17 protein-coding genes are annotated in these 22339 nt (G+C 54.5%); 1 reads left to right on the top strand and 16 read right to left on the bottom strand.

Annotated elements, in window-relative coordinates:
* Positions 1-23: 23 nt before the first annotated feature.
* The 4 genes from ACFOET_RS11680 to ACFOET_RS11665 all read right to left on the bottom strand — a co-directional run bounded on the left by ACFOET_RS11680 (position 24) and on the right by ACFOET_RS11665 (position 7203).
* Positions 24-1829, bottom strand: a complete 1806-nt coding sequence (locus ACFOET_RS11680; protein WP_379022796.1) for a RagB/SusD family nutrient uptake outer membrane protein — start codon at positions 1827-1829, stop codon at positions 24-26.
* 22 nt (positions 1830-1851) lie between these two features.
* Positions 1852-5214 carry a TonB-dependent receptor gene (locus ACFOET_RS11675; RefSeq protein WP_379022794.1) on the bottom strand — a complete coding sequence of 1121 codons (3363 nt, stop codon included), beginning with the start codon at positions 5212-5214 and terminating at the stop codon, positions 1852-1854.
* A gap of 263 nt (positions 5215-5477) precedes the next feature.
* Positions 5478-6599 carry a FecR family protein gene (locus ACFOET_RS11670; RefSeq protein WP_379022792.1) on the bottom strand — a complete coding sequence of 374 codons (1122 nt, stop codon included), beginning with the start codon at positions 6597-6599 and terminating at the stop codon, positions 5478-5480.
* Positions 6600-6660: 61 nt separating this feature from the next.
* Complete coding sequence (locus tag ACFOET_RS11665) at positions 6661-7203, bottom strand: RNA polymerase sigma factor (RefSeq protein WP_379022790.1); 543 nt, start codon at positions 7201-7203, stop codon at positions 6661-6663.
* A gap of 199 nt (positions 7204-7402) precedes the next feature.
* On the opposite strand from ACFOET_RS11665, the gene ACFOET_RS11660 reads away from it, so the two are divergent.
* Positions 7403-8017 carry a hypothetical protein gene (locus ACFOET_RS11660; RefSeq protein ID WP_379022788.1) on the top strand — a complete coding sequence of 205 codons (615 nt, stop codon included), beginning with the start codon at positions 7403-7405 and terminating at the stop codon, positions 8015-8017.
* Positions 8018-8308: 291 nt separating this feature from the next.
* On the opposite strand, the gene ACFOET_RS11655 is transcribed toward ACFOET_RS11660, so the two are convergent.
* From ACFOET_RS11655 to ACFOET_RS11600, 12 genes are all read right to left on the bottom strand, one after another.
* Positions 8309-10783, bottom strand: coding sequence for a hypothetical protein (locus ACFOET_RS11655; protein WP_379022786.1), 2475 nt, complete (start codon positions 10781-10783; stop codon positions 8309-8311).
* A 15-nt stretch (positions 10784-10798) separates the two neighbouring features.
* Positions 10799-12484 (bottom strand): RagB/SusD family nutrient uptake outer membrane protein, encoded by a 1686-nt coding sequence (locus tag ACFOET_RS11650; protein WP_379022784.1) that lies wholly within the window; start codon positions 12482-12484, stop codon positions 10799-10801.
* A gap of 11 nt (positions 12485-12495) precedes the next feature.
* Positions 12496-15867, bottom strand: coding sequence for a SusC/RagA family TonB-linked outer membrane protein (locus tag ACFOET_RS11645; protein ID WP_379022782.1), 3372 nt, complete (start codon positions 15865-15867; stop codon positions 12496-12498).
* 152 nt (positions 15868-16019) lie between these two features.
* On the bottom strand, positions 16020-17276 hold the full coding sequence (locus ACFOET_RS11640; RefSeq protein ID WP_379022779.1) for a FecR family protein: 1257 nt from the start codon (positions 17274-17276) through the stop codon (positions 16020-16022).
* 61 nt (positions 17277-17337) lie between these two features.
* Entirely contained in the window at positions 17338-17937 is a 600-nt protein-coding gene (locus tag ACFOET_RS11635) for an RNA polymerase sigma factor (protein WP_379022777.1), read from the bottom strand.
* Between the two features lie 216 nt (positions 17938-18153).
* Positions 18154-18603, bottom strand: a complete 450-nt coding sequence (locus ACFOET_RS11630; protein WP_379022775.1) for a hypothetical protein — start codon at positions 18601-18603, stop codon at positions 18154-18156.
* 73 nt (positions 18604-18676) lie between these two features.
* On the bottom strand, positions 18677-18850 hold the full coding sequence (locus tag ACFOET_RS11625) for a hypothetical protein (protein ID WP_379022773.1): 174 nt from the start codon (positions 18848-18850) through the stop codon (positions 18677-18679).
* The gene (locus tag ACFOET_RS11620) at positions 18837-19154 is read right to left on the bottom strand and encodes a hypothetical protein (protein ID WP_379022771.1); all 318 of its coding nucleotides are present in this window, start codon (positions 19152-19154) and stop codon (positions 18837-18839) included. Before ACFOET_RS11620 ends, ACFOET_RS11625 begins: the two co-directional genes overlap by 14 nt.
* A 234-nt stretch (positions 19155-19388) precedes the next feature.
* The gene (locus tag ACFOET_RS11615) at positions 19389-19847 is read right to left on the bottom strand and encodes a DUF5675 family protein (RefSeq protein WP_379022769.1); all 459 of its coding nucleotides are present in this window, start codon (positions 19845-19847) and stop codon (positions 19389-19391) included.
* 29 nt (positions 19848-19876) lie between these two features.
* Positions 19877-20668, bottom strand: a complete 792-nt coding sequence (locus ACFOET_RS11610; protein WP_379022767.1) for a DUF6266 family protein — start codon at positions 20666-20668, stop codon at positions 19877-19879.
* A complete protein-coding gene (locus ACFOET_RS11605) occupies positions 20571-21212 on the bottom strand; it encodes a DUF6266 family protein (protein WP_379022765.1) in 642 nt (213 codons plus the stop codon). Before ACFOET_RS11605 ends, ACFOET_RS11610 begins: the two co-directional genes overlap by 98 nt.
* A gap of 686 nt (positions 21213-21898) precedes the next feature.
* Complete coding sequence (locus ACFOET_RS11600) at positions 21899-22216, bottom strand: helix-turn-helix domain-containing protein (RefSeq protein ID WP_379022763.1); 318 nt, start codon at positions 22214-22216, stop codon at positions 21899-21901.
* Between the last annotated feature and the right edge of the window lie 123 nt (positions 22217-22339).

Below are 22339 nucleotides of genomic sequence, written 5' to 3'. Positions count from 1 at the left end.
AGGCAAACGAATCATACGCGACATTATTCCCAACCGATGGGCTGGTTCAAGTTCGGATTCAACACCACCTGCGCGTGCGCAATGGGAAAGTAGTAATGCCGGGGCTTCACAAATGTTTTGGGTTGGTCACGCGCGATGGAAAACATGATATGACCGTAATCACCATGTTCGAGGTAAAAACTGTTTTGGTTGCCATTGGCATCTTTCAGGTAATACAGCGAGAGGTTATCCTTGATGGCGGCCGGCAGATTGTCAATGGGTCCCGTTGCCCCCGGAGCTTCCAGGATAGCGATATCCACGACACCGTCGCCGGTCACGTCCAACGCGCCCAGTCCAGCCACGAACATTCCCTGCTGCTGGTCGGCGAGCCGCTCCCCGGCTTCCCAACGGAACAGGTCGCCCTGCCGGAAGCCCTCGCAGGCGAGTTCCACCCGCCGCTCACGCCGTATTTCCAGGATCACGCCCGTATTGGCGCCGGTTACGTTCGGGTAGTATGCTGCCAGTTCGGGGTCGATATTTCCGTTGGCATAGGCCAGTGTCAGGGCGGGCATGTCCACCCGTGCCCGGATCAGGTTCACCGTTTCGTCGAGGTCGCCCTGCGTAATGCTGCCCAATTCGGCCTTCGCCTCCGCATACGTCAGCAGTACTTCCGCAAAACGAAACACAAATGCATCCGTGTAAGCAGCCTCCCAACTGATCATGTCTGTCACTTCGGGATAAAATTTGATCTGGTTGTACCCACCCAGAGACGGCTTTGTCCGGTAGGGTTGGGTGGCATTGACCGGCTGGAAGCCGGGCTTCATGAACGTCTGTGCCAGGCGAGGGTCGCGGCCCACGAAGACCTCGTCCAGCTCATGCGTCGCATAGCCGGCCACCGCCGTATAGCGGCTACCGTCTTTCATCAGGTAAGACTCCATCAAGCTTTGGCTCAGGGCCCATTCATAATCCAAAACGGTGTGCGCATTGCGTCGCCGTCCGAGATCTTTGTCGTAGTCGATGAACAGAATAGTTTCCCGGTTGCCTCCCAGATTTTCACTGATAAACAGCTCGCGGTATACGCGCTCGGGGTTTCCGGTTTGCAGGGCAAAGCCCCCTTCTGTCATGATCGTCTTGGCAGCAGCAGCCGCCCTTTCCAGAAACGCAGTATGGGAAGACGCCAACCCCAGGTAATCGTGGTACTTGCGGTAGGTACCTTCGTACAGGGCAAACTGCGCCAACTGCGCGAGGGCCGCCCACCGCGTCACGGTAGACTTATGGCCATCGGGTTTGATGTTTGCCACGGCAAACTCCAGATCGGCCATCACGGAGTCGACCACCAGCGCACGGGGATCCTGCGCCTTATACAGCAGCTCCTCGTCATTTGTCCCCAGGGTTTTCCCGTACCACGGCACATCGCCATAGCGTTTCACCATATCGATGTAAAAACGGGCCCTGAAAAACCTAGCAATGCCCACGTAGTGGTTCACATCGGCAGCGTTGGCCCCTTGGACCTTACCATAGTTTTCGAGGAAAAAGTTGATGTTTCGCAACCCCGTCCATGACCAGGCCGATGCATTCTGCGGGGTAACGCCGCCACGCATGATGTTGTCTATCGTACTCCCTGAATTATGGTGCGACAGGTTGTCGCTCCCCCCATCCAAAATGGGGGCACTCAACGTACTGTAAAAATTATCGGTATACGTTTTCAGGTCGTTTACGTTGCTGAAGAAATTCTCTCCGGTAATGGCGGTACTGGGCACGCGATCCATAAAATCATCGTTGCATGCAGACAGCAATGCCGTCAACAGGACGATGGCGCTAAATCCGGTTACTATATTTTTCAATTTCATGTCACTGTACTTTAGAAGAGCGTTAAAAATTCAAGTTCAGGCCAAATGAATAGGTACGCTGAAACGGGTATGAGGTGTTGTTTCCGGCAATTTCCGGGTCGAGGTATTTCATCAGCTTCGTCGCTTCAAACAGATTTTCGCCGCTGGCAAAGATCCGCAGCCTATCCAGCCCCCACCGTTGGGTGATGAACAGCGGCAACGAATACCCCAGGGTGATGTTCTTTACGCGCATGTACGCCCGGTTCTGCAGGTATTTGGTCTGGGGCGCGGCGAGTTCCACACCGCTCTGCTCGGCCACATACGATTTTGGCCTCGGCAGGTAGGCGTCGGGATTCTCCGGTGTCCAATGGTCCAGGTTGAACTTGGTCAGGTTAGCCCAAGGCTGCGCATAGATCCCCCAGAAATAATGGTCGCCTCCGCCCGGGTAGTAGTCCTGCTTGCCCACCCCCTGCAAAAACACCCGCAGGTCAATGCCGTTCCATGCGGTGGTCAGGTCAAGGCCATAGCGGTAGCGGGCACTCGTGTTGCCGATGATGCGGTAATCGCCCGGGTTTTCGAGCGTCCAATCACCGCGGTTGATGAATCCATCGCCGTTCAGGTCTGCAAATTTCAGGTCGCCAGGCTCGATGGGCCTCGTACCCGGATAAGAGGTCACCGCGCTTTGGTTGGCGTGCTTGCTGATCTCCTCTACCGACCCGAAGAAACCTTCGGTAGTCAGTCCCCAAAGCTCGCCGATTTCCTTCCCCACGTAGTGGTCACCCAGGTTATTGTTGGGATTGTCGTATTTCTCAATAAACGCCCGGCTGTCGGACAGGTTGAAACGCGCAGAAAAATTGAACGGGCGCTCGGCCACCATAAAATTCTTGTTGTAGCTCAGGGTGAGCTCCCACCCCTTTGTCACCAGGTCCGCAGCGTTGGCAAGCGGCACCGAAGTACCCAGTACGGCTGGCAACGTACGGCCGGGAGTCAGCATATCTTTCGTGTAACGCCTGTATAGGTCAAATGAAGCATTGAATTCGCTGTTCAACAGGCCGAGGTCCACGCCGATATTTGACTGGGTAACGGTCTCCCAAGTGAGCGTAGACGATACCAAACCCGGGCTGGTAACCACCGTGGGCCGTATGCCATTCAAGATCACGCCGGTACCCCTGCCCATGTTGGCGATATAGGGGTAGTAGTTGTCACGCAGGTCCTGGTTTGCCAACGAGCCGTAGGACCCCCGGATTTTCAGGTTGTTTACCAAGGGAGAAAGCGGAGCGAAAAACTCCTCCTGCGATACTACCCACGCTGCCGAGGCCGACGGGTTGAACGCAAACCGGTCCTTTTTCGGGAACCTGGAGGAGCCATCGTAGCGCACGTTGGATTCCACGATGTACCGATCCTTGAAAATGTAGTTCAGCCGCGCAAATGCACCCCTTACCGACCAGTCGTAATTGGACGCTCCGACGGTCGGCGTTTCGCCTGTAGCCAACCCGATGGTGGGCAGGCCGGAAGAAATCAGCTGGTCCCGGCGGGCGCTGAAATTCTCGTAGATCCGTTCCTCTTGGTTGAAACCCACCATTGCGCCGAAGTAGTGGTCGCCAAACGTTTTATTGAAATTTGAATAGATGTTAAAGACATTATAGCGGGTCTCGCCGCTGCTGTTGGATGCATACGAATTAAACGTCTGCATCTGGGTGATGCCCGGGCCCGTGCTGAAAGATAGCGGAAAATCAAACCGGTGGTTCCTGGAGCTGGTACGCCGGAATGTCGCATCGGCGTTCAACGACCAAACGTCTTTCAGCAGGTCTACTTTTACACCGAAACTAGTCTGTATATCATTGATCCGGTCTATGTTGCGCCCTCCGTCAGCCACAGCGCCAACCATGGAAGCGCCTGCGCTGGTGTAAGTGCCGTCCGGATTGTAAACGACATCCAGCGACGGCTGCCGGTTTACATTATGCCAATACAACCAATCGTCTACAATCGCGGTAGGCTCGTCGTACTTGCCATGCGTATAGGTCGTGTTGTTGCTTACCGTCAGCCAGTCGGTGAGCCGGTAGTCTCCCTTTATCCTGAAATTGTACCGGTCGTAGGTATCGGGGCTGATTTTGAGCATACCGTCCTGCCGGAAGTATTCACCGGACAGGTAGTAAGACGATCGATCCGTCTTTTGGGAGATGCTGATGTTGTTGGTATAAGCTGGCTGCGCATTTTTGTAGACCTCGCTGAACCAATCCGTGGACCCCAGGTAGATGTAGGCGTCGGGGTTTTCCGGATGCTGGATGACCCGCGGAAGCGATGGGTCGTTGCTGATTTGCCTGCCGTACTCCAGCATGTCTTCACTATACAGGTTATACCAGGGCGTACTCATCGAATTGCGGTAGCTCATTACCAGAAACGGATCTTCTTCAATTTCTATCTTCCGTGTGATAGCGTTGGTGGCAAAAAACGAATTTGCTGCTACTTTGACCTCCTCGGTGGTACCGGATTTCGTGGTAATCATTACGACGCCAAAGGCAGCACGGCTGCCGTAGATCGCTGCCGAAGCCGCGTCCTTCAATACCGTTACGCTCGCAATGTCGTTGGGGTTCATGCGGTTCAATTCTTCGTTTGTTGCCGGGATGTTGTCAATGATGATCAGGGGGCTTCCGCCCGAAATGGAGTTGTAGCCTCTGACGTTTATTCCGGGCGAACTGGTAGATTGCCCGCTCGTGGGGGTAATGTTTAAGTTAGCCAAGGCCCCTTGCAGGCCCCTCCCCACATTGCTGATGGGCCTGCTGTCCAGAAACTGCTCGCCGATCTGGTCAACCGCCCCGGAGAGGTTAATCCGCTTCTGCGTGCCATAGCCCACCACCACGACTTCATCCAAGTGCGACTGGGCAACCTCAAGCACCACATTGATTTCGGTGAGGCCCGTCAGGGCGACCTGCTGATCCTGGTAGCCCATGAAGCGAAACAACAGGGTCGCATTTTCAGGTACCCGGATCGTATACCTGCCGCGATCATCCGTTGTTGTGGTCAGCCCTGCCACCCCCACTACGGACACCGTGACCCCGGCCATGGGCTGCTCGCCATCGGTGACCACGCCACTGACCACGTGCACCGTCTGCTTGCGCTCCTTGATCGTTATCGTCCCTGCGATGATCTCATAGGTCAGGTTCTGGCCGTGCAGGGCGTTGCTCAGCGCTCGTTTTACGTCCACGTTCGAGACACTGATGGATACGGGCGTAGTACGTTCGATCAGCTTTTCACTATAAAGAAAACGGAGTTCGGTTTGTCTGCTTATCTCTTCAAGCACCTCTTCAAGTCTGGCGTCTTTCAATGACAGACTCACCTGCTGCGCAAGACCGGAAGCCTTCACACCCAAGGTAAAAACAAGGATGAGGACACAAGTTAACTTCATGATTAAAAAGAATTTAAAGACCAGGTAACAGGTATAGCTTCTCCAGTTATCCAGCACTTGGTGCGGAGAAAAAAAATTCATAACTTTGAATAGTTTTAAGGTTTCGAAATCTTAGTGTATGCTAATTTTTTGTGATATCCAAAATGCCTTAGACATCGGGGAGTGCGCCAACACTCCCTTTTTCGTAGCCCTCGGCAAGCTCCATAAGGAGATAGCGTTGAGTTAATCTTCCATAGTTCCTACATTTAGTTTAAAAATACCACTTACTTTCTGACTGTCACCGTTCTCTCGTCGATGTCGAATTGCAGGTCGGAGACGTTAGAAAGCATTGTCAATACGTCCGACAGCCTGGCCGACCTGCCTATTGAGCCCGTAATACCGCCACCGCTCGAAATATCGCCCTCATAGACAATATCCACGTTGTACCATCTGCTGATTTGTTCCATGATGGCGGGCAGACCGTCCTTTTTGAAGAAGAAATCCCCGTCTTTCCAGGCTACCTGTTTGCGGATATCCGACCGTTCGACCAGGATCTGCTCACGGCTGATCACGGCCTCCTCACCGGGCACCACCATCCGCTCCACATCGCGGCTGATCACCTTGATGCTGCCTTCCACCAGAGCCGCAGAGACCTGTCCGCCGTACGCCTTGACGTTGAAGCTTGTGCCCAGCACCTCAATGGTTGATTCCGCCACCTTTACCCTGAATGGCCTTGATGCCTCTTTGGCCACCTCGAAGTAGGCCTCTCCCTCCAGGTACACCTGCCGCTCGTCGCTGCCAAAATTTTCAGGGTATCGCAGCGAAGAAAGCGAATTCAGCCATACGATGGAGCCATCGCTCAGTTTCACACGGAATGTAGCGGTTTTCGGTACGTTTACGGTACGGTAGCCAGCCGGTTCACCGGTTGAAACGAGGGCGCTCACATCGAGCTCGCCGCTATCAGTAACCGCTACGGTCCTTCCATTTTCAAAAACCACCTGGGCGTAATACCCCCCCGGCAGGATATCGTTCTTATGCTTTCCGGTTTCATCCGGCACGATAGCAGCATTTGGAACCAAATCGGGCCTGCCCGCCTGGTCGTACCGGAACAGGAGCATGGAAATACCGATAGCCATCACCACCAGTGCAGCAATACCGATGGCAAATGGCCGCATAAGATGCTTAGGTTTAGCCGGCTTATCTCCTATTTTTCCAAGCACATTGTTCTTGAGACTATCGAGCCGCCTTTTATATTGCAATTCAGCAATACGGACATCATCGGTGCGACCGAATGAGTAATACCAATTCAGCACCCTCTGCTCCTCTTCAGCCGTGCAATTGCCCTGAAGGTATTTGCTCAAGAGTTGCCTGATCTCGTCGAGCGGGAGAGGGCTATGCTTCTTCATACGCCCATATAACCGCAGAAGCCCGGGGGAGGTACCGAAAAAAAACAAAAAAGTTAAGGTATCACTTGATTTTCAACCGTAGCCGATTGAGTGCCAATGAGATATTGTTTTTGACCGTTTGTTCGGATACCGATAGCTGCAACGCGATTTCCTTGATGGAAAGATTTTTCTTTCGGCTTAGAAAAAAGACAGATTTCATCGTATCAGGCATTTTATTGACTTCCATCTCCAGCATTTCTTCCAATTCTTTCGCCAACAATTCCTCTTCGGCCGAACGCGTCATATTGCCTGGCGCTAAGGATAACATGAGCATGTGCTCATTGGCTATCCTGTTTTTATGTGACACCAACCAATCGATCGATTCGTACTTTGCCGACTTGAACAAATAGGGATAAAAGGAATCCTTGATCGAAATCCTATGCCGATTTTTCCACAGCGACACAAAGATCTCCTGGAGAATATCTTCCGTATCGGAAATTGATTTTATGCGGCGCGAGACAAAACGGAACAACACATCGGCATAACGATCCATCAAAACCGAGAATGCCTCTTCGTTATCGTCCTGCATAAGCGACAGCAAATCAACGTCGGACAAATTATTCATGTAGCTGCATTACACTTAGTTGATATCACCATGACGTTTTCTTTCCGCAGTCAACATACGATGCATTTGAGGATGCAAGGTAATACATTAGATTAAAGTGTAGTTTATAGCAATATTATCTATACATTAAACAAATACGATATCCGAAGCTGCCGTCTGACTTCGGCTCTGCACATAATCAGCAGTTAAACTGTGTCCGGTGGATCGGTGGTACGCCGCATTCAGGCTACTTTCTCCGCATCCAGCGCTGCAGCAACCAGCTTACCACGAAGCTCACCGCGGCGCCGATGGCCGCCAGCACGGCGGTCTTCAGCATGTCGTGGCCGCCCAATTGCGCGAACACGCTCAGCAGCGTGCCGCCCGTGGTGCCGATGCCCAGCTCATGGTTAGCCTTAATCATCGCCTCCCTCCTGCTTTTTTGCCGCGCCTTCCGCCGCTTCCAGCACACCCAGTGCCAGCGCCACGCACCTGGCCTCGGTCACCACCTTGGGCGGCAGCCTTACCGGTGCATCAGCTGCTCTTCGGTGACCGGCCGCCCCTTGTTTACCCGTGGCAGGCTGCGCATGTAATCGATGCCGCGCCAGTGGGCGCCTACCAGTTTCCTACTTTTCCCGAGAATCCGCCGTGGATTCCCCTGTTAAAACTTCCCATAATACTTCACATTAAATTTTCAATCCTTTGCCTGCTGCCGGAATCGGCGGGGCAGCTGGCGTTCGTTACTCCGTTTCGTACCGGTACAGTGCCGTTTCCGGAAGCAAACATCGGGTGCGAAAAGCCCAGGGGAAAGACCGTGGCCGGCATTGGCCGGAGGTAGCTGCATGCCCAGCAAATCCGTATCACCGAATAAGCACCCTGCTATACCTTCCCTACCCTTCGCTTACCCTTTCGCTACCTTTCCCCTACCCCTTTGGTAAGAGATTGGTAAGGAATTGGTAACCCCGAGGTAAGGAAATGGTAAGGCGGAGGTAAGGAATTGGTAAGGAACTGGTAAGGGAAAGGTAAGCCAGTAGTCCTTTTTCAATCAATAAATCGATTTCAAAAAAAGGATGACCCTAAAAAACGCCACGGGTGATGTGCCCGTGGCGTCTATGTACCGACAAACCGTTTAGCGATAGGTCAGCCATGCCGTTGCCTTGCAGTCTCGGTCGCTCACAAACCGGATCCAACGCGCTTGGAACTCATCGAGGAACACGTGTTTAAAAGTACCACCCGGTTCTACCGTCACCTCCTCATACGTCATCCATGGGCCGTGCCCCACCGGTTCAACCTCGATGCGGAATGTCACGGCTTCCGTACCATCGTGTGATAGTTCCAGTTCCCGATGGTCGTAGAACCCGATCAGGTACGGGTCGGAGGCGACGCCTCGTTGCACATCGCTATCTTTCCATGGGCCGCCCTGCCCCACCGGTTTACCCAGTTTCCACAGGTCATCGATCGCTCCTACCCACACACTGGCCTGTCCGTCGTCCGACCGGATGATGTGTTCATTTTCCGTTTCGTCATCCACACCCGTCATCACCAGCAGCCCTCGGTAGGAGGCATAGTCATGTATCCTTAGCCCGTGCGATGCCACGGGACGCACCTTCGCGAAACCATCGGCATTTTCGGCGGGCAGTTCATAAAAGGTACCGTGCAAGTTCAGCAGGTCGCGTTCCGTGGCCACCTCACGGCATATCCGAAGCAAACCGTTTTCGATATACTTGGTATAGGATTTATCGCCCAATGGCAGCCGCCAGCGACGCCCACGGTCATCAACCACCAGCGCAGAAGCCTCATCAATGGTCACCACCTCTTCCGGGATCGCAAACTGGTTACGGATAAAGCCGGCAGTGGCCGTATCGTCCACCCGTTTCAGCTCCATCTCACCATTCAACTCGTAATAACCCGTTTCGTTAAAACCGCCTGGCCCGTGCGTTCCCGCGAGCAGTCCCAACGCCCGCCGGTTATCGCCCAATCCATAGAGCAGCCCCCCGGTGGTCTCCCCGCCGCTGGCCACGTCTGCCAGCCCTGCGAAAAGCGCGCCGTCATACTCGGCGAAGCGGCCCCTATCGGTGTAGGTAAACTGCACGGTCAGCTGTGTACCTTCGGTGTTTGCTACCCGTATCCACTCCCCTTTATCTTCAGCTGCGAACGCCAGGTGCATGGTTTCGCCCGGATCCAGTGTCAAGCGCTGCCTTGTCTGCCATTGCCCATCGCCGGCTTGGTCGACCTCAAACTCCAACGTCGTCTGCCGGTTTCCCTCGTTGGTGGCCCATACCGCACGTTCATCCCATCCGGCGAAGAGGAAGGGTTCAGACACTGCACCGGCGGCCACATCCTCCTGCAACCATACTGCGCCGCTGGCCGTGTTTGGCCCCAGCTGGTCCGGTTTGTCCAGTGCGGTGAACCAGAGGTTCGAGTTGGACTGCCCCGGGCCCTCGATGCCGCCCTTGATTTTCCGCTTGTTCAGAAACTCTTTTTCCGCAGAATCGTCCGTGCCGAACACCAGCCCGTCCTGCCAGCGGGTGAAGTCGCCCACCACCTTCAGGTAGGCCGACCGGGGGCGTATCCCTGCGGCTTGCTTGGCGGCAAACGTACCCGGAAACCGCCAGAACATCCCATGCATGGTCATCAGGTAATCCGGTTCACCTTCCGTGCCTACATCGCGGATGCGCGGCCATTCGGTATTCCAGCCATGGGCCCCGTCATACGAATGGCTAGCTTTTGGCAGGCGGTAGAATGCCCAGCCCGCCTCGGGCGAGCGCACGCCGAGGATCACCGATTTATGGTCCCAACCCGTGGCCCAGATCGGATCGGTATCGGGGTCGGCATTGCCCGTGATTCCACCCGGGCCGGTCACTTCCACAAACTGGTTGCGGCGCACGGTCGTCCACTCGTTGCCATCCCACTCGGCCAACACCCCAGCCTCCACGTCAAAACGCTCCAGCGCCTCCTTGGTCGCTTCCCCATTGTTGGAATAGACCAACACGCCTTGACCGGAATACAGGCCCTTGCCGTGCGCTCCCGGCAGCAGGTGTGCCTCCTGCCCCATCTCCCCTGCTTTGCGCATTGCATTGCCATCGAGGAACAGCGTATCTACCGCCAGAGTATGCACATCAACCGAATAAAACCCCTCTTCCATGGTACCATAATAGATTTTGTTCGCTGGGTCGATGAGGTGACGGGCGTTACCCGTATGGCGCCCCGGCATCCGTTCATACGGTATCGTACGGACATTACCCATCGAGTCTATCGCGTAGGGGCCGATAAAAAGCTGGTTGCTTTCTCGGTGTACCATGCGGTTTGCCGGTGTGCCGCCAATGCTTTCCTCGCGCACAATCTGCTGTAGGTCGGGCGTGATTTCATACAACTTGTCGGATGAGCCGCGCGGCAAGTGCGGCCCATAGGTAACCACCCATAAGCGGTCTGCCCAAGGCACCACGGCACCAGTACCGCACTCGCCTTCCTCGTTATAATAGGCCAAGTGGGGATAGATGCCGCTGAAGGAAGGTCGGTCTGAAACCACGGTATTCTGCACCGACTGACATCCGGCTAAGAGCAGTGCAAGGAACCATTTCGGGGTTGATCTATTTCGTGTCATGTCTTTTCTTTACGGTTAATAATTCGGGTTTTGGTCCAATTGTGGGTTGAGCCGCCGCTCACTGGCCGGAATGGGCCATAGGTACTGACGGCTGCGGTCAAAATTCCGTTCCGCCAGGATTTTCGCGTGACCCATCAGGGCCGAGTAATCCAGCATCCCATCTGCGTCAATGGTCGGTGCTCCCGCGAACGGCCAGTTGTCGCGGTCTTGATCTGCCGGGTCGGGCAGCCCCAACACCGGTTGGGTGAGCGCACGTTCCGCCAGCCGCCAACGGATGAGGTCCATGTAGCGCAGGCCTTCCTGTGCGAACTCCACCCGCCGTTCACGTTTGATCAGCGTTCGGAGCGCGGCGATGTCCGTGGTGGCCACAGCCGGGTAGTCGCCTGTGCTACCCACCTCCACACCGTATGCCCGTGCACGTACGCTGTTGATGGCGTCGAGCACCGACTGGTCCACCTCGCCCAGTTCCACCTTGGCCTCGGCGTAGGTGAGCAGTACCTCGGCATAGCGGAAGATGATGGCATCGTTATCCTCCGTGAAGCGGGTCACCCAGCTTTCGTCTACCCGCTTTTTCCACAACAAACCCGTATAACTCGCAAAAACGTTGACGGCGCGATTGTCGAGGTTGCTGATCCGCTGGTTATCCCGCACGCTCCATACCGTCAGCGAATCCGGGTGGGGTTGGTAGGTCACGCCAAGCCAAACCTCCCCGAAAGGCACGATCGTCATCGACAGCCGGGGGTCGCGGTTGGCGAAGGGATCGTGCGGGTTATACAGCGGCGACTGGTCGATGGGCAGCCCATCGGTGCATTCATAGCTATCCATCAGCTCCCAGGTAGGCAGTTGCGCGCCATACCCCCCCGTACTGCGCGAGATAAAGTCGCGGGCATACAATGCAGTGGAGCTGAGACCATGTTCCTGCGAGCGAGGTACCGAGAAAACCACTTCGTTACTGATGGCTCCCGGAGGTAAGAATAGCTGCCGGTAATCACCATAGAGCCCGTGAATCCCCTCGTTGGCCAGTTGCATCACGGCCGCAGCCGCATCGCGTGCTTCGGCCCAATGCCCTGTGTACAGTGCCGCACGCGCTTTGATGGCCCACGCCAAGCCTTTGGTAAAGCGTTTCACATCACCGCCATACGATGCCGGTAAGTGTTCCGCCGCCCAATCCAGCTCCGTAAAAATAAAGTCCACTATGGTTTCCATCGCTGTCCGTTGCACATCGTAGGCATCCTCCAGTTCGGGTGTCTCGGTCATCAGGGGCACATCGCCGAAATGGGTGACGAGACGCATGTATTGGTAGGCCCGGGCGAGGCGGGCTTCCGCCTCGATGCGCAGCATCACCGCTTCGGGTGTCGACTCAGCTGCATCATCCATGTTTTCCAATAAACTGTTGGCCCGGGCGATGGCGCGGTAAGCACGCGACCACAGGCTATCCGCGATTGGATTTTCGGCATCCATGTTGCCGAAGGTAATGGCGTTGCCACCAGATGCCCGGTGCCAGAAATTATCGGTATACTCCTCGTTATCGTTTTCCCAGAAATTCACGTGATACAAGTCGTTTACCGCCAACTCAAGTTCCTTCTGGTTGTTATAGAAATTGCCCGTGGCGCTCTGTGATAATGGGTCGAGATCAAGTTTCACACAGGCCGAGCAAAGTATCAAGGCTAAAATGGCCAAGTTTAATCTATAGCTATTCATCGTTTTGAACATTAAAGTGTTAATCCTAATCCGACCATCACGGTGCGGACAATGGGGTAACTGCCTGATCCGACTTCCGGATCCCATCCCCTGGGGAATCCATGCAGTGTCACCGCATCATTGGCGGCCACATAGATGCGCAGGCCCTGCATGCGTATTTTCGCCGCGGTCTCGGTGGGTAGGCTATAGCCGAGTGTCACGTTCTTCAATCGGAAGTAAGCTCCGTTTATAAGCCAAAAGTCAGACATCTGGTAGTTGTTCGATGCGGATGTCCGCGATAACCGGGGGTACTTAGCGGCCAGATTCTGCTCGGGCGTGTTGTAGGGGCTCCAGAAATTTCCGTCGATGTTCGTCGGAATGTTGCCGAAGGCCTCCAGGAAAGGTTCCACCTGGACGTTGCTGAGTCGGCTGTTAACTCTGCCCACACCTTGGAAGACCACTCCCAGATCGAACCCTTTATAGTCCAGGCGGATGTTACCGCCGTAGGTATAGCGGGGCATTGCCCCCCTAAGCGGCACCATATCGCCTTCCGGCGTGATCCTTCCATCGCCGTTGATGTCTACATACCGCACATCGCCCACCCGCGTATTGGCGTTCGGCACCGGCGCGCCTTGCAGTTCTGCTTCGGTCTGGAAGAGGCCCTCGCTCACATATCCGAACCAGGAGTTGAACTCATGCCCTTCGATTTGCGCCATGTTGCCGCGCAGTTGTGTACCTTTGAGGTCTACCACCTGTGTTTTCACGTCAGACACGTTAGCGCTTACGGTGTAGTTAAGTTCGCCGATGTTGTCACGCCAGCCCAGTTCGAGGTCCCAACCCCTAGCCCGCACTACGCCGGCGTTCTGGTTGGGTGCCCCATAGCCGATGTACGAAGGGATGTCCAACTGCAGGAGGATGTCGCGTGTTTCCTTTTGGTAGTAATCCACCGTAGCTGTCAAACGGCTGTTCAGAAATGTCACATCCATCCCCAAGTCGAGCGATTCGGTGGTTTCCCAGGTGATGTTTGACATGGCATACACAAGCTGCGCCCCCGTTTGCAGGGGCAGCAAAGCATTGTTCTGGTAGAACAGCACATTGTTGAAGGAGATAGACGCTTGGTAGGGATAGAAATTTACCATCCGTTCGTTGCCGAGTATCCCCCACGAACCGCGGAATTTAAGATGGGGAACAGCATGGGAAATCCCGTTGAAAAAGGGTTCTTCGGAAATTACCCACCCCGCAGAGAACGACGGAAATAGCCCCCAACGGTGGTCACGATGGAAACGTGAGGATCCATCCATGCGAAGATTTCCTTGCAACAAGTACCTGTCCTTATAGTTGTACATCAGCCGGCCGAAAACCGAACGCAATGCCGCTTCACTAGCTGTTCCGCTGTTATCACGTAAATCCAATGCGCCAACGTCCAAATACGGGAAATCCTGCAGCGCAAACCCTTGGCGGGAAGCCATCAACTCCTCAGATTTAATGTAATTCTCCTCATAGCCCAACAGCGCTTCCACGCGGTGATCCATGGCGATTTCCGTGGCGTAGTTCACCAGCATCTGCCCGTTGAAGGTAAATGTTTCAGGTCGTTCTTCACGGAGTATGGTATTGGGCCGGTTGCGGTAGATGACCTGCCCAGGGTTTTCCAATGCTGAATATTCGATCACCCTGGAAAACACTTTAACTTTATTAAAGTCAAACGTCGGCGACACCAGTGCCGTCATGGTCAAACCTTTCAGCGGTTTCGCCTCAAACATAAGCCTGCCGCCAAGCTGGTTATACGTTTCATTTCGGAATCCTCCGTCGCGCACCTCGGCATAGGGATTCCTGCCCTCCTTTCCGGGGGCGTACCGTCCGTCGGAGTACAAATGCGCGAAATGCCCCGGCAAGGCCCTTGCTGCATATATGGGGTTTTCGCCAGCGATAGCCTCAGAAAAGGTACGCTTATAAAATACATCCACATTTGCCTTGATGAAGTCATTCACCTGGATGTCGTTGTTGATCCGTGCGGTATACCGGTCGTACGAGCGGTTTTCATACAAACCATCCACCGCAGCATAGCTCAGCGACGCATTTGTTTTCAGCTTGGCGGTACCTGCGATAAATGACAGGTCGTGCCGGTGCCTCGGGGCATTGTTACGCAAGATAGCAGATTGCCAATCGGTGGCCGGATAAGCGTCCGGATTGGCCCGGTGGTTTTCCCAGTAATTGTTAATCAGGTCGGCCGGATACAGGGGCGCCGTGCCGTCGTTATGGAGGTATTCGTTAAACAACTCCATGTACCGCACGATGTCTGTGTATTCCGGAAGTTGCGTGGGCGATTCCAGTCCGAATTCGTATTGGTAGTTCAGCGCAGACTGGCCCTCTCGAGCCCGTTTGGTGGTAATCAGGATAACCCCTGCCGCTGCCCGCGAACCGTAAATGGAAGCCGACGCACCGTCTTTCAGCACGCTTATGCTGGCGATGTCATTTGGGTTGACGTTGTTGATGTTACTGGTGGGCACGCCATCCACGATGACCAGCGCATCGTTATTGCCGATGGTGGTCACCCCACGCACCCTGACGGTGGATGAGGCCCCCGGTGCACCGTTGTCGCGCGTGACAGTCACACCCGCCACTGCTCCTTGGAGCGCCTGCGATACCTGCACGGCCTGCCGCTCGGCGATGTCCCTGCCCTCCAAGGTAGACACCGCGCCGGTGACGTCGCTTTTGCGCTGCGTTCCGTAACCCACCACCACCACTTCTTCCAAATCGCTCATCGATTCCCGTAGAGTCATGTTGATAACGGACTGCTCGCCGATGGATTGCTCTTGTTGCCCGTACCCCACGATGGAGAACACCAACACCTGTGCGTTTTCCGGCAAGGTGAGTTGATACCGCCCATCCGGGTCTGTAGACGTAGCTAGCGACGATCCTTTTACCGCTACCGTCACGCCCTCCAATGCGGCCCCGCTTTCATCGGTTACGCGTCCGTTGATCATCCGTTGCTGTGGTCGCGGTGTTTCGTGCAGCGCTAGCGAGGCCCGTTTCGTGGGCATAGCCCGTCTTGCCGGGGGTTTGACGATGATAATGTCACCTTTTGACACCCACTCCAACCCCAAGGGCGTCAGCAGGTCATCCATCGCCTGTTTCAGGTTTGCATCCTCGATTTCCGGGTTTACTTTCAGTTCCCCGATGTGCTCCCCACTCAGGAAAAACGTATAACCGCTTTGGTGTTGGATACGTCGCATCGCTTCCGCCAACGTAATATCGGTTGCCTTGAGGTTTATCGACTGTGCGAGGCTTTTCCCTGCGGCTTGCGTGATCATCAACAACGTGATGACTGTCGTTAATTTTATCATCAATAACACACTGAACGTCAAAGACCAGCGCGGGTCTTTGATGGTTACATCAAAAATCATATGTTTGTATTGCTTGCGTTGTTTATACTAATTGGCTAAACTCGTTGCTGCATTTGCAACAGGTCAACGACACGCAACGGTTACCGGGTAGTGTCTCCAGCACTATCCGGCTTTTGTTGGTGGCGGTTCATCTGGTCTAATCGGTTATGTCCTCATCGGTAACCTCCCTTTTTATTGGTTTTATTTTTAGTGTCCGTTTCAGAGACGATAAGCTTGGATCGACCTTCCACTGGCTCGATCCGGAAATTAACCCCCCCTTCTTTAAGGACCATCAATACTTCTGATAAGGGTTTGCTTCGGCTTATCTCGCCATAAAAATGCGTGCGGGGGATCGAGCCTTCATAGCTCACCTCTACATCATACCAGCGGCTTAATGCGTCCATCGCATCGGCCAGGGGCGTTCTGTCAAAATAGAATACGCCGTTTTTCCAACTCACAAATGGGCGAACGTCTATGTCCGACACGTGCACATTGCCCTCCTGTACGATAGCTTGCTGGCCGGGTGCCAACCGCTTCGTGGCGGCTGTGTTTTCTGCAGCGATTTCCACAGTCCCTTCTACTAATGTGGTCGTGACCTGTCTTTTGCCGGGATAGGCCGAAACATTAAACTCGGTACCCAGCACGTGGATGGTCTGGCCGTTTGTGACGACTTTGAATGGGATCGAAGGAGCCGTTGTTTGGCTCCTGACCGTTTGCCCATGCTGGGGGTTAACCGCAAAATAAGCTTCGCCAGTCAAGTGCACCACGCGTTCACCTTCGTCGAAATGGCTTGGGTAGGATAATGTGCTTGACGAATTCAGCCACACCGTTGTGCTGTCTTGGAGCGTAAGTTGATAGGTCCCGCCATTAGGTGTGGATAAGGATAGTAGCTGTACTTGCCCCCCTGTCTGCGATTGCCCCTCGGCCAAGACCTTACTCCCATCGGTATAGACGAGCTCCTCTCCTATGACAATGCCGTGTTGCGCTTCGTTTAGCGCTACGATGGTTCCATTAGCCAATGTTAACGTAGCCCTGTTGGTTCCCGGTGCAACATCTGCCTGTGTGAACTGTTGACCGTTTTCGGTTGAACCGAGGTGAAGGTAATCACCCATGTAAGCCCACACACCCAATAGCGCTATGAGCACCACCGCCGCCGCGTAGAGCAACCAGTGCCTCTTTGGCGAGGAATGACTACTTGTGGTAAAAAGCTTGTAGGAAAGCCGTGCATCCACTTGTTCTAAAAGGAGGTCTACCTCCTGATCTTTCACGTCATCCGCTTCCTCGCGCATCGCTTGCCTGATGAGCTGTTTAATCAGCTCCGCATGGCCATCAGTACTGAAGTAGTCTTGCAATTGGCGGAATTCGGCCACCGTATAATCGTCTGCCAAGAATTTCCGAAACAGTTCTACGAGTTGGTTAGCACGGTCCATTTACTGTCCTTTTCTTGTATTACGGACAGCAGCAAAAAAGTAATGATGGAAATCTATTTTTTTATTCGAACGGAAACATGCCGGAAATTGCACAGATCAAAATCCCCTCAAACAGATGTCCACCAATCTTGTCCCGCAGGAATTGGTTAACCTTGGTAATATGCGAATTAATGGTTGGTTTAGAGATACCCAACTCCATGCTGATTTCTTGGTAGGATTTGCCTTCCAGCTTAAACAGTTCAAAGACCCGTCTGCGCTGGGGAGGTATTTGCTCCAGTAATGCCTTCAATGCACCGAGCTGTTCACGGTTGATTATTTGCTCTTCCACATGCGTGTAAACATCGTCTGCATGGCTGATCAGGTAGTCGGTCAGTTTTCGATCAAGGTTGGATCGCCGATAAATATCGTAGACCAAGTTGACCGCTATTCGATAAAGATAGGCTCCGAATGTGCGTTCCGGATCGATGAAAGCCCGGCGCTCCCACACTTTTACAAACGACTCCTGCAAAACATCTTCGGCCAGTGACTGCGCTTTCAATAACCGCAATAAGCTTTTGGCCAGTGGACGTTTATACCGATGGTACATCGTCTCAAACGCCCGGGCATCCCCCGTTCTTAATCTTCGCAGTAACGCAATTTCGTCAGTTGAGACCATATCCATATCGATCAGACTAATTGTTGTAGCGCTATAAATACAAGCGGGGGGTTCATAATCCAATAATCGGCTAGACGGACGTATCCTAGAATTACGACGTTACGGACACGCCCATCGATCCAAAGGTATATAAAAGAAGACAATTAGCAAAATAACAAGCCCCACTTGTGCTCCATCAGCAGCGATATATGTACGTTTCCCCTAGGTCCTGATTGCGTGCCGCTAGCCAAATAGGTCGTTCATCGTTACCACGTTTTGCACGAAGCCGATGGAGTGCTGGTTAGCCTGCAGCCCGAACGTACTGATTAATGTGAGAAACACCGTCTTCCGGGTTTGCGTTTCCAAGCGAAAGGCCGTCAGTTTTCTTTCAAGCTCCCCCCGGTACGCTTTGTTGATCACATACGGGTCTTTCGAGAACTTGATTTCGCATACCGATATGATATGGTCACGGCGATCAATCAGCAGATCGATTTGCGCGCCGTGTTCGCGGCTCTGCCACGACGACACCTCGGCGTATACCCCGGAGATGCCCAAGGCTTTTTTAATAGGCTGTACATGAAGTAGGCAGAGGTTTTCAAAGGCGTATCCACTCCATGCGCGCCAAGATGGGCTATCGATTCGGCTTAACGCGCTTTTAACGCGGTTAGTATCATAGCGGCAATCTGTAAGCAATATCCCGCCTTGCTATCACGCTATCGAAGCAATGTCTTTTAAAAAGCGGGTGCATCCACACCCGCTTTGAAAATTACTTTCGTCGGCACCACCGCTGCAATCCCCAACTCACCGCAAAGCTCACCACAGCGCCGATGGCTGCGAGAGCGGCGGTCTTGAGCACATCGTGGGTACCTATAACAGCCAGTGTGCTTAGCAGTGTACCGCTGCCTGTGCCTACGGTCAGCTTGAGGTTACTCGTCTTCATCGTTTTCCCTCCGCTCTTTCCTCGCGGCGCTTTCCACGGCTTCCAGTACGCCGAGCGCCAGTGCGACGTACTTGGCGACGACCACTATTTTGGGTGGTAGCTTTACGGGTGCGGCAATGATGAGTTGGCTGGCGATCGCCAGCGTTTCTTTGATCTTGTCGTATAGTGTCGGCTTCTCCGCTTCGGGAAGCTCGACGGTTTCGTTGTTTTCCTTCATGCTTTTTGTCGTTTTGTGATTAATAAATGAATGCGGATTAGGAGCACTTCGGATGTGCGCCGCAACTGCAACGCTCGCTTCGCTCACGCCGCTAGGTTGCTTGCGCGCATCCGAAGCTGCCTTGGGGTGGAAATAAGGCCCAACGGAACTGCAACGCTCGCGCCGCTCACGCCGCTAGGTTGCTTGCGCGCATCCGAAGCTGCCTTGGGGTGGAAATAAGGTCCCTGCCTCACGATTGATTTTACGACTGCTGCAGACGAGACCTAGGAATTGCAAGCGTAGCGTTAGCAATTCTCAGACGAGGAGCAGCAGGCCAAAATCCTAAACCCTATTCTCTACCACGATCCTATTGTTTCCTTTCTCCATCTCACCCACCAGCAGCGGGTACACGTACTTATATGCCGCCGCCGAGTGTAGCACCTGGTAGTCGCCATCCAGCCGCTGCCAGTACGAGCCGGTGAGCGGGCAGCCCGCCGTCTGCGTATGGTAGTTGCCGATGTGGATGAATACCAGGTCGAAGTTAGGGATACCGGTGATCTCCAGCATGCCCCGGTGCACCTTCGGGTATTTCACCCCGTATTGCGCATTCATGCCCGCCCACGGGTTGAGGCGTAGGCGGTACTCCCCCTCGGGGATGCAGGTAAGCCCCTGGATCTTTTCCTTGCGAATACTGTCTTCCAGCAGGTAACAGCAAAACAGGCCGCCGATATAGAGGTGGCTAAGGGTACTGTTCTTCCCCTGCGCCACGCGGATAATGTTGATTCGTTGTTTTTCATTCATGATTTTCAATCTTATCGGGCACTCGCCTCTTATTGAGCGCTCACCGTTCCCAAAAACACGCTTTTCGACGCCGATCGGCGCGCGCGGTCGGTCAAGAAGGCATAGCCATGCACCTTACCCCGCAGCACCTCTTGTGCCACCTGCAATGTCAGCTGCCCGTGGCCCCGGCACGCCGTGCCGTCGCTTACCACCACGTGTCCGTGCGTCTCGTTATAAATCAGCAGGAACACCGGCTCGTTGTTATCGGCAAACCGACCGCTGCCGGGTATCCAGCGGAGTGTGAACCGCCCGTCCCCGCCGGGCGACAGCTCGGGCTTGTCCAACCGGGGCAGTGCGCCCCAGCTCACTTTTACCCGTGGCGCATCGATGTACAGGTCGGGATACTCGCCCGCCACCGCATCCTGCAGCACCTGCTTGGTCGCCCAGTTGAGCCCCGAGTACACCTGCCTGTTCCACGGCTTGAAGGTCTTTTCCAGCACCGGCGCCAGGGGCGCGAGGAACTGCATCGCCAGCTTCATCCGCAGCCGTTGCGCCAGCTGGGCGGGCGACGGCGGAGCGGCGCCTGGCTTGGGTACCGACCGTGCATAGGATACCCCGTTGCGGGTGTAGTAGATGAGGCCGCCCACCTTGCCGTGCAGCGCACCTCCTTTGAGAATAGCCATAATCCGTACGGTTATTGAGTAAGGCAAGGGGGCCATGCCCCCTGCCGGTGAAACCATGGGCCTACTGGAAGGTGATTTCCCCCAGGTAGACCGTTGCTGAAACCTTCTTGCCGTCGTGGCTGGCGAAGAACATCCACGCGTGGCCCTGCTGCCCGGCAAAAGGTGCCGGCACGTCTACCACGGCCGAGCCGTTCGCCCGCGTGGCAGGTGTCTCCGTGGTAATGAAGAGCTGCCGCTCCGCGTTGTACACCACGATGTAAGCCACATCGTTGCTGGCACCGCCAAACTGATTGGGCGCCGGATCCCACGAGAGGGTGATCGATCCTTCAGCCACCTCCAGTGCGCTGGTGAGCGGGATGTACAAGCCGCCCTCGCTGAGCGTGATGGCCGAGAAATCCAGCTCAAAATCCGGCGCTGCACCGATAACCGCCTGCTCGATGTTGCGCTTCACCGCCATGCTGAACTGTGCCGCCGTAAGCCGCCGCACGTTGCGGAAGCCCACCGCCAGGATGCCCAGCAAGGGCGAGAGGAATTTGGTGACCAGGGCGAAGCGGAGGCGCTGGGCCACCTGTGCCTCGGTGGGTGGTATCTTGGTCTTTTTCGACAGTCCACGCAGGTAGTGGATACCGCGCCAGCTTGCGCCGATGACGCTGCCCACTTTTCCGGAAAAGGTGCCGTTGGCACCGTTTATGAATTTTGCCATTGTTTTACTTATTTAATTTTGATTTCAATGAATACTCCTTGCCCGAGTTTCGATGTACCGGTACGACAACTGGACAGCGGCAAACATAGCATACTGTGCCACAGCGTCATAGCGCTGTCACCCTGTTGTCACCCGTTTCGGGGCGGGTTGTCACCGATGGTTAGTTTTAGATGACACATTTGGCTACATTTGGTGACACGAATGGCCAGGTATCCTACACTTTTTGGCCCACGGTCGAGATGACACGAATGGCCACATTCACGACACGAATGGCCACACTTGTTCCTACACCTTTGGCCAAAATTCATACACTTTTGACCCACGGTTGAGATGACACGAATGGCCACATTCACGACACGAATGGCCACACTTGTTCCTACACGAATGGCCAAATTTGCTACACGAATGGCCACACTTTTTCCTACACTTTTGGCCAAAATTCATACACTTTTGGCCACTCCTCGACGCCCAAAAAAACGGCAATCGGCGGCCCGTACGCCGGCGAGCGCACACCGCACACCTCGCACCAAACCGCGCCGCATCACGGAGGGGTCAGTTGGCTATCAGGCTGCTGTCGCCGTGCTGTAAGCGTGCTGCAAACACCCGGCTGACAGCCAGCCCACAGCAGGTAGATCGCCAAGCCACGCGCAGCAGTCGCGGAGCAGTCGTGCAGCGAATGCACAACCTTATGGCCGTTTGTCCCATTTCCAAAAATAGCAGTCTTTCAGGTCTTCTTCGCGGTAGCGAATCCGGCTATCCGCGTTGTGTACAAACCGAAGTCTGCCGCTGGTCCGATAGCGCGTTACGGTGCGGGGGTGCACCAGCAGAAATGCCGCCGCCTCATTGCGGTTGAATAATTTTTCTTCCGGCACCGGCTCTGCGTGTTCGGCCCGAGAATCTGGGTGCTTTTCGCCGGCCAGTACCATTAGGCAAGAGAGCATTTGCTTTAATGTGTGGTGTTGTTTTTGGAGTTCTGATACGATAGCTAAATCTAAGTTTTCCATGGCTTAAAAGATTAGCCACCACCAAGGAGAAAGCTCGGTAAGGAATAAACGAATGCCTATCCATCCATGCAATTTACAGCCCTTGCAATCGGTTTGGCATCCTTACCCATCGGGGATGGGCGT

Origin of the sequence: Parapedobacter deserti, assembly GCF_042646065.1 — a bacterium.
GTDB lineage: Bacteria > Bacteroidota > Bacteroidia > Sphingobacteriales > Sphingobacteriaceae > Parapedobacter > Parapedobacter deserti.
This window is presented reverse-complemented; position numbering and strand designations above follow the sequence as displayed.